Origin of the sequence: Klebsiella sp. MS 92-3, from assembly GCF_000195655.1 — a bacterium.
Classification (GTDB): domain Bacteria; phylum Pseudomonadota; class Gammaproteobacteria; order Enterobacterales; family Enterobacteriaceae; genus Klebsiella; species Klebsiella pneumoniae.
In genome coordinates this window covers 58,301-65,918 of the sequence record NZ_GL882763.1, presented here as the reverse complement: position 1 = coordinate 65,918, position 7,618 = coordinate 58,301, and the positions used below count along the sequence as shown (strand labels likewise).

Below are 7,618 nucleotides of genomic sequence, written 5' to 3'. Positions count from 1 at the left end.
GGAGGCTCGCCGCCCACACCTTGTAGGTCACGAGCGGCATCCTGGCCTTCCCGCCGGCGGATGACCTTGCGCGGGTCAAGGCTAGCGATCCGTAAGGCCACGGTATTGCGCGCCGGCACTCGCAGTTTTTGAGCCTTGCACACCTGAGTGACTTCGCGGTGAAAGGCCGCTAGGCTGCGCTTCTGCTTGGTCAGGAACCGCTTTTGCAGTTGCTCGTGGATGACGCGCTCGACCGGTTCCGGCAAGCGCCCCTTACCTTTACCTCCACCGGACTGGCCGGGCACCAGATCCGTCACGAGGCCGCTGCCTTGCCGGGCACGCCGGATCAGAACGTATACCTGGCGCCGAGACAAGCCCAGCGCCTGAGCCGCCATATCGGCCGCTTCGTGCCCGACCGTCTCCGACTGCGCCAACGGACTGATGATCTCCGCACGACGGCGCGCACGCTCCCAAGCCTCATCAGGCAGAGTGGCCACGCCTTGTTCTGGAATCCGTGGGGTGTCCGTCGCCATGCTCACCTCGCTTTGGTGCACACGAGTATTGAGCATAGTCGAGATTGGTGCAGATCACTTCTGATATTGAACTGTCAGGAGCTGGCTGCACAACAGCCATTACGCCCAATCAACTGGTGCAGTCGTCTTCTGAAAATGACATCTGACATCGTTTGCACATGGCATCTGACATCAAGTTAGGGTATGCCTCAATCTGACGGCTGCGAACCGCCAGGGACAGGCGCAATGTCAGATTCTGTCGCGGCCTTGGCGCGTGCCTGGAAGCGTTCATAGCAATCCAGCCCGCAGAAATGTTCGACGTATTCCGCGCCTTCCGGGGTGAAGGCGGCATCGAGCGGAATTTCTTTGCAGCATACGCAGCAGGTGGTGCAACTGGCAGTGTTCGGGGCGTTTGCGTTCATGGTGGTACTCCTCCAGATTGGTAGCGAAGCTCAAAGCTGCCCACTCTCGGCTGGCTGGGAAGCGGTCATGATCTTCCCTTGAAGGCCCGCAGCAGCCGCGTCACAGACAGGACAAACAAGCCGGTCAGCGTGAGGGCTGCAATACCCCAGTGCTCCCCGATGAACGCGCCGGCCGTCGTGCCGGCTAGCACAATGGCGAGAATCGGCAAATGGCAGGGACAGGTGAGCACGGCCAGCGCGCCCCACAAGTAGCCGGTGATCGGTTTGTGCGTCTCAGACGGCAAGTGCTCTGGGCTGTTCATGGCAGACTCTCCGCGTGCTGTGCCGGTTCGGTTGGCATGGCGGCCAGTTGCATTTCGAGGCTGGCCAGGGCCTCGCGCCGACGCTCGACGAGTTGCCGCAACACGGCAAGCTGCGCAGACGCACCGTCACCGTCCGCAGCATCCAGCGCCCGGCACAGCCGCGCCAGTGCGTCCAGGCCGATACCCGCTTCGAAGGCAGCCCGTACAAAGCGCAGCCGTTGCAACGCGGTGTCATCGAACAAGCCGTAGCCGCCCGTGGTGTACGCGACCGGCCGTAGCAATCCGCGCAGCAGGTAGTCGCGCACGATATGCACGCTCACCCCGGCATCAAGGGCCAGCCGGGACACTGTGTAGGCGCTCATTGAACACCTCCTTTTCCTCATCCGGCGCAGCACGAAAGCTGCTTCACGTCCTTGCTGAAGGTCTGCGCCGCGAGCTTCAGCCCTTCGACCATGGTCAGGTAGGGGAACAATTGGTCGGCCAGTTCCTGCACGGTCATACGGTTGCGAATGGCGAGCACCGCCGTCTGGATCAGTTCACCCGCTTCCGGGGCCACCGCTTGCACGCCGATGAGCCGTCCGCTACCTTCCTCGATGACCAGCTTGATGAAGCCGCGTGTGTCGAAGTTGGCAAGCGCACGCGGCACGTTATCCAGTGTTAGCAGGCGACTGTCGGTCTCGATCCCGTCGTGATGTGCTTCCGCCTCGCTGTAGCCCACGGTGGCGACCTGCGGGTCGGTGAACACCACGGCCGGCATTGCGGTCAGGTCCAGGGCCGCATCGCCGCCAGTCATGTTGATCGCCGCACGAGTGCCGGCCGCTGCCGCCACATAGACGAACTGCGGCTGGTCGGTGCAGTCGCCGGCCGCGTAGATGTTCGGGCTACTGGTGCGCATGCCCTTGTCGATGACGATGGCCCCCTGCGCATTGACGGCTACCCCCGCCGCTTCCAATGCCAGGCTGCGCGTGTTCGGTGTCCGGCCGGTGGCGACCAGCAGCTTGTCGGCGCGCAATTCACCGTGCGTGGTGGTCAGCACGAATTCACCGTCCATATGGGCGACCTGGCTGGCTTGCGTGTGCTCCAGCACCTCGATGCCCTCGGCACGGAAAGCGGCTGTCACCGCCTCGCCGATGGCCGGGTCTTCACGGAAGAACAAGGTATTGCGCGCCAGGGCCGTGACCTTGCTGCCCAGCCGGGCAAAGGCTTGCGCCAGCTCCAGCGCCACCACCGACGAGCCGATTACGGCAAGGCGTTCGGGAATGGTGTCGCTCGCCAGGGCCTCGGTGGAAGTCCAGTAGGGTGACTCTTTCAAGCCCGGAATCGGCGGGACCGCCGGGCTGGCACCCGTGGCGACCAGGCAGCGGTCGAACATCACGACGCGCTCGCCACCCTCGTTCAAACTAACGATAAGGCTCTGGTCGTCCTTGAAACGCGCTTCACCGTGCAGAACGGTGATGGCTGAATTGCCGTCCAGGATGCCTTCGTACTTGGCATGACGGAGTTCTTCGACACGGGCCTGCTGCTGGGCCAGCAGCCGCTCGCGCAAGATCGTCGGCGGTGTGGGTGGCATGCCGCCGTCGAATGGGCTTTCCCGGCGCAGATGGGCGATGTGGGCGGCGCGGATCATGATCTTGGACGGCACACAACCGACGTTGACGCAGGTGCCGCCGATGGTGCCGCGCTCAATCAGCGTGACCTGCGCGCCTTGCTCGACGGCCTTCAGTGCTGCCGCCATCGCGGCTCCACCGCTACCAATGACGACGACCTGCAACGGGCGTTCGTTGCCACTGGGCTTATCAGCGGCCCCTATCCAGCCGCGCATCTTGTCGAGCAGGCCGGCGCGGTTGTCCGTCGGTGGCGCATCGGCAAGCGTTGCCTCGTAGCCCAGTCCGGCCACGGCGGTAGTCAGCGCATCCGATGACGTGCCCGCCTCAATGGCGAGTTGCGCTGTGCCCTTCGGATAGGACACCAGCGCCGATTGCACGCCGGGCACTTTCTCCAAGGCTTCCTTGACGTGAGCCGCGCACGAGTCGCAGGTCATCCCGGTGATTTTCAGGGTGGTCATGTATTTTTCCTTTTCTGTGGTGGCTACGGCTGTTGCCGTCAGCCACGTTGTTCTGGCAATTCACAGCTGTCCGGCCCGCAGCGGCGATGTGCTGGCGAGATGAAATCCCAGACCGACACCCCAACCATCAAGGCCAGGCCGACATAGAGCAGTCCACCGCTCTGCCAGCCGTAAGCCCGCATTAAAAACACCGCTGCCAGCACCAAGATCGGGCCTATCGTGCCGAGCGCCGTGCGTCGCCACTGTCGATGATTGAGCCAAGCGATAGCATTGGCGAGTAACGCGATGCCGGCGAACATCGGCAGCAGGATGCCAATGAATAGCCCCTCGTACTGGCTCAAGAAGCCCAGTCCGATGGCCGCGCCAAAGCTGGCGATGGCAGGAAAACAGGCGGCGCAGCCCATCGCGGAAACGACGCTGCCGAGCGCGCCGGTTTTGCCAGCGATGCGCGTGATGAGTCCCATGTGTCGCTCCCGAGTTCGGTTAACGGATCAGCGTTTGAGGCTGGACGGATAGCCCGCGTCCTCGGTCGCCTTGGTCAACTTCTGGACGTTGGTCTTGGCATCGTCGAAGGTGACGACGGCCTGGCGCTTGTCGAAACTTACGTCGGTCTTGCTCACGCCCTCAACCTTGGAAAGCGCGTGCTTGACAGTGATCGGGCAAGAGGCGCAGGTCATGCCAGGCACGGACAGCGTGACGGTCTGGGTGGCGGCCCACACGGGGGCAACAACGGCAGCGAGGGCGAGGGCGGCAAACAGTTTTTTCATGATGAACTCCTGTGATTAATAGAAAAATGGCATGACGTAGGGAAATCCGAGCGAGACCAGGACCAGCGCGGCCACGATCCAGAAAATGAGCTTGTAAGTAGCTCGCACTTGGGGAATCGCGCAGACCTCACCCGGTTTGCAGGCTTGCGCCGGGCGGTAGATGCGCCGCCAGGCGAAAAACAGCGCGACCAGCGCTGCGCCGATGAAGATCGGGCGATAGGGTTCCAGCACCGTCAGGTTGCCGATCCATGCCCCGCTGAACCCCAAGGCGATCAAAACCAGCGGCCCCAGGCAGCAGGCCGACGCAAGAATGGCGGCCAGCCCACCGGCGAAGAGCGCGCCGCGCCCGTTTTGTGGTTCAGACTTTTGTGGTTCAGACATACGCTTGTCCTTTCAAATTTGGTTTGGATAGCTTAAGCTTACTTCCGTAGTTATGTACGGAGTCAAGCGATATGCAAATTAATTTTGAGAATCTGACCATTGGCGTTTTTGCCAAGGCGGCCGGGGTCAATGTGGAGACCATCCGGTTCTACCAGCGCAAGGGCCTGCTGCCGGAGCCAGACAAGCCCTATGGCAGCATTCGCCGCTATGGCGAGGCGGATGTAACACGAGTGCGGTTCGTGAAATCGGCCCAGCGGCTGGGCTTTAGCCTGGACGAAATCGCCGAGCTACTGCGGCTGGAGGATGGCACCCATTGCGAGGAAGCCAGCGGCCTGGCCGAGCACAAGCTCAAGGATGTGCGCGAGAAGATGGCCGACTTGGCACGCATGGAGGCCGTGCTGTCTGAACTGGTGTGCGCCTGCCATGCGCGGAAAGGGAACGTTTCCTGCCCGCTGATTGCGTCACTGCAAGACGGAACGAAGCTCGCTGCATCGGCGCGGGGGAGTCACGGGGTGACTACGCCTTAGCGTGCTTTATTTTCCGAATTCTGAGACGACCCCGGATAGATGCACTTCGCTACGTGGAATAATGGGTCCGATATTTACTGCGGACCCGTCTAAGAATCAACTACCTGCATAGGATATTTGCTAGGGGAGCTTACAGATATTGACTCAGCAGTGCCTCAAGACTGTTCTGGTCCACGGCAAACAGGCGAATACCTTCGGCGAGCTTTTCCACTGCCATCGCATCCTGATTATGAGCCCAGTAGAACTCAGCTTCGGTCATCGCTATGGGCTTCGCCTGGATTTCACCTTCATACGTCAGCGGCATTGGTACCGCCCCCTGAGTTTGCTGCAACTGCGCCAGCAACGCCGGGGAAACGGTAAGACGATCGCATCCGTTAAGCGCCAGCACCTGTTCCGGCGTACGGAAACTGGCCCCCATCACCACGGTGCGGTAGCCGTGCATTTTATAGAAGCGATAGATCTTCTGCACTGATTCGACACCCGGATCGTTCTCGACGGTGAAGGTGGTATCAGGGTTGTTTTTCTTGTACCAGTCGTAGATACGGCCCACAAACGGGGAAATCAGGAAAACATTGGCATCGGCACAGGCTCTGGCCTGGGCAAAGGAGAACAGTAGCGTGAGGTTACACTGGATACCTTCTTTTTCCAGCGTTTCTGCGGCACGGATCCCTTGCCAGGTGGCAGCAAGCTTAATCAAAACCCGACCTTTGCCAATACCTTTCTCTTCATACAGTGCAATAATTTCCCGCGCTTTAGCAATACTGGCCTGGGTATCAAACGAGAGGCGAGCATCCACTTCAGTTGAAATACGACCCGGAACGTTTTTCAGGATCAGCACCCCGATGCTCACCGCCAGATAATCGGCAATATCCGCAGGTTGTACCGGCTTTCCATTCTGGCGGGACTTCACCGCCGCGACGGCATCTTTTACCAGTTTCTGGTACTGCGGAAGCTGCGCCGCTTTATAAATAAGCGAAGGGTTAGTGGTCGCATCTTCAGGCTGGTAAGCCATAATGCTGTCAATATCCCCGCTGTCGGCAACAATCGTGGTTCGCTGCTTTAGTTGTTCAAGCTGATTCATGGCATAAACCTGTATTTCATAATTGGGCAGCAAATAGCAAGGAGGGGCCAGAGCCCGCTCCTTATTGCTAAGCTGGATAGGTGGTTATTTTGCCTGCGCGACGCGGGTGGTCAGGCCTGGCATATTGAAGCACTCTGCTTCGTTCTGGATCATATCTTTAATTTTATTAACCACATAACGCTCGGGTTCGACACCAAACGACTTCAGATTAGCAAACATGGTTTGCATCTCTTTGACTACCGCTGGTTTTTCGTAGTTGTAGTGGCCGCTGAGTTCAAGAATCTCTTTCAACAATTCTGGCTCGTTAAAGATTTGCTCTTCAGACTTGTTTTTGTGCTCATCAGTCATCCATTTTTCCCATTTGTGGCTCAGCACACACTCGCGGGTCAGGACGGTTTTTAAATCAGACGCTGACTTGATAAAGCCTTTTGCTGCCAGATCTTTCTCGACTTCCGCCAGCTTCAGATAAGCGCGGGTTTCAATGGTGCCGTAGGCTGGGGCGACGTTCATTGCCGTGATGCCCAGACCCGGATGTTTCAACAGGATCTCATCCGGAAGATAGTCACCATTATGCTCTTTCAGACCAACGCCGTGACGGGTGCTGATAGCCGAAAGCTCTGCGGACTGCTTATCGTTAAAATGGCCAACGTTTTTGGTCAGGCGGGTCAGGGTACCGGTCTGACCAACGATAAACAGCGGCTGCGGCAGCGATTCGGCAGCAAGACGCTTATTCAGCTCGATAATAAACCCTTCATAGGCGCTGACGTCGGTCAGGCCGCCATTGGTTTCTTCAGTTCCGACTTCATAGAAGAACTCCTTCAGGTTATTTGCCTTCCGGTACTCTTCGCAGAAGCGGATCAGCTCAACGGTACGACTCAGCACCAGTTCGATATCAATGACTTTACCGACGACATACGGGTCTTTTGTAGGGTCGATGTGCAGCAGGTCGAAACCGGCGTCCATATCGACCTGATAAGAGCGGCGCGCCAGCGCCATCGCTTCGGCTTCAGGAATATGGTCTTTGCGTTCTTTATCACGCTGCCACGGGCCACCGTGGTCGCGGCAGAGGAAGTAATCACCGTCGAAGCCGACTTTTTCCGCCATCGCTTTCAGGTCGGCGGCAAAGCGAAATTGATCCCAGTTGTTAACGTAACCCGCGCCAAACTCATCTGCATCAACCTGGTTGCGGCTGGCAATAAACATCAGCGGCAGGTCTTTTTCTTTACCCAGCTCAAAACAGGCCTGAATTAATGCCGGAGACATGGGGCCAATTCCCAGCATTGTTGATTTTCCACCGTTAACAATATAATCGACGTACTGTTTCATTGTGTTTTTCATGATAACTCCTCAGACTTTATTCATATCAGAAGTGATTGTTTTTTTAGCCGACTCTTTTTTTACCGGCTCGCTAATGTTGGGGCGCAGAATATATAGGCAGATTGCGGTGACAATAACGCCGATAGCCATATCGATGGCGTACCATACAGGTGCTTTATTGACGCCTGCGATGGCAATTAATCCGCCGTGTGGAACCATTGATTCAACGCCGTGAACCATTGCCAGACCGGCACCGACGGCGCTG

General features: G+C 58.4%; 11 protein-coding genes and 2 pseudogenes. 1 reads left to right on the top strand and 12 read right to left on the bottom strand.

The genetic code is table 11. The features are described from left to right. The 9 genes and pseudogenes from HMPREF9538_RS21005 to merT all read right to left on the bottom strand — a co-directional run. Positions 1-512 (bottom strand): helix-turn-helix domain-containing protein (locus tag HMPREF9538_RS21005; protein ID WP_171805133.1); only part of this gene is annotated, 512 nt, incomplete at its 3' end. 74 nt (positions 513-586) lie between these two features. Next, positions 587-655, bottom strand: a pseudogene (locus HMPREF9538_RS32105) (EAL domain-containing protein); the annotation flags it as partial. Between the two features lie 45 nt (positions 656-700). Beyond that, positions 701-913: a DUF3330 domain-containing protein gene (locus HMPREF9538_RS21010; RefSeq protein ID WP_000993245.1), complete on the bottom strand. Its 213-nt coding sequence runs from the start codon at positions 911-913 to the stop codon at positions 701-703. Positions 914-978: 65 nt separating this feature from the next. Then, positions 979-1,215: a broad-spectrum mercury transporter MerE gene (gene merE, locus HMPREF9538_RS21015; RefSeq protein ID WP_001087807.1), complete on the bottom strand. Its 237-nt coding sequence runs from the start codon at positions 1,213-1,215 to the stop codon at positions 979-981. Beyond that, a complete protein-coding gene (gene merD, locus HMPREF9538_RS21020) occupies positions 1,212-1,577 on the bottom strand; it encodes a mercury resistance co-regulator MerD (protein WP_001277466.1) in 366 nt (121 codons plus the stop codon). Before merD ends, merE begins: the two co-directional genes overlap by 4 nt. Before the next feature lie 17 nt (positions 1,578-1,594). Next, complete coding sequence (merA, locus tag HMPREF9538_RS21025) at positions 1,595-3,280, bottom strand: mercury(II) reductase (RefSeq protein ID WP_000209296.1); 1,686 nt, start codon at positions 3,278-3,280, stop codon at positions 1,595-1,597. Positions 3,281-3,318: 38 nt separating this feature from the next. After that, entirely contained in the window at positions 3,319-3,744 is a 426-nt protein-coding gene (gene merC, locus HMPREF9538_RS21030; protein WP_000522996.1) for an organomercurial transporter MerC, read from the bottom strand. A gap of 27 nt (positions 3,745-3,771) precedes the next feature. Further along, positions 3,772-4,047 carry a mercury resistance system periplasmic binding protein MerP gene (gene merP, locus HMPREF9538_RS21035; RefSeq protein WP_000732275.1) on the bottom strand — a complete coding sequence of 92 codons (276 nt, stop codon included), beginning with the start codon at positions 4,045-4,047 and terminating at the stop codon, positions 3,772-3,774. Between the two features lie 15 nt (positions 4,048-4,062). Continuing rightward, complete coding sequence (merT, locus tag HMPREF9538_RS21040; protein ID WP_001294656.1) at positions 4,063-4,428, bottom strand: mercuric ion transporter MerT; 366 nt, start codon at positions 4,426-4,428, stop codon at positions 4,063-4,065. Between the two features lie 71 nt (positions 4,429-4,499). Between merT and merR the strand changes: the two genes are divergently transcribed. Continuing rightward, positions 4,500-4,955: an Hg(II)-responsive transcriptional regulator gene (merR, locus tag HMPREF9538_RS21045; protein WP_001166628.1), complete on the top strand. Its 456-nt coding sequence runs from the start codon at positions 4,500-4,502 to the stop codon at positions 4,953-4,955. Between the two features lie 130 nt (positions 4,956-5,085). Here the strand turns inward: merR and tal are convergent, their stop codons facing one another. The 3 genes and pseudogenes from tal to HMPREF9538_RS21060 form a co-directional block, all read right to left on the bottom strand. Further along, positions 5,086-6,036 (bottom strand): transaldolase, encoded by a 951-nt coding sequence (tal, locus tag HMPREF9538_RS21050; RefSeq protein WP_009484323.1) that lies wholly within the window; start codon positions 6,034-6,036, stop codon positions 5,086-5,088. Between the two features lie 84 nt (positions 6,037-6,120). Then, a complete protein-coding gene (locus HMPREF9538_RS21055; RefSeq protein WP_001515338.1) occupies positions 6,121-7,374 on the bottom strand; it encodes a class II D-tagatose-bisphosphate aldolase non-catalytic subunit in 1,254 nt (417 codons plus the stop codon). 9 nt (positions 7,375-7,383) lie between these two features. Continuing rightward, positions 7,384-7,618, bottom strand: a pseudogene (locus HMPREF9538_RS21060) (PTS fructose transporter subunit IIA); the annotation flags it as partial.

Excerpts from the sequence above, each read along its gene's own strand:
- merA (WP_000209296.1), bottom strand. The coding sequence starts at position 3,280 with ATGACCACCCTGAAAATCACCGGGATGACCTGCGACTCGTGCGCGGCT.
- merE (WP_001087807.1), bottom strand. The coding sequence starts at position 1,215 with ATGAACAGCCCAGAGCACTTGCCGTCTGAGACGCACAAACCGATCACC.
- merC (WP_000522996.1), bottom strand. The coding sequence starts at position 3,744 with ATGGGACTCATCACGCGCATCGCTGGCAAAACCGGCGCGCTCGGCAGC.
- merP (WP_000732275.1), bottom strand. The coding sequence starts at position 4,047 with ATGAAAAAACTGTTTGCCGCCCTCGCCCTCGCTGCCGTTGTTGCCCCC.
- merR (WP_001166628.1), top strand. The coding sequence starts at position 4,500 with ATGCAAATTAATTTTGAGAATCTGACCATTGGCGTTTTTGCCAAGGCG.
- HMPREF9538_RS21055 (WP_001515338.1), bottom strand. The coding sequence starts at position 7,374 with ATGAAAAACACAATGAAACAGTACGTCGATTATATTGTTAACGGTGGA.
- merD (WP_001277466.1), bottom strand. The coding sequence starts at position 1,577 with ATGAGCGCCTACACAGTGTCCCGGCTGGCCCTTGATGCCGGGGTGAGC.
- merT (WP_001294656.1), bottom strand. The coding sequence starts at position 4,428 with ATGTCTGAACCACAAAAGTCTGAACCACAAAACGGGCGCGGCGCGCTC.
- tal (WP_009484323.1), bottom strand. The coding sequence starts at position 6,036 with ATGAATCAGCTTGAACAACTAAAGCAGCGAACCACGATTGTTGCCGAC.
- HMPREF9538_RS21010 (WP_000993245.1), bottom strand. The coding sequence starts at position 913 with ATGAACGCAAACGCCCCGAACACTGCCAGTTGCACCACCTGCTGCGTA.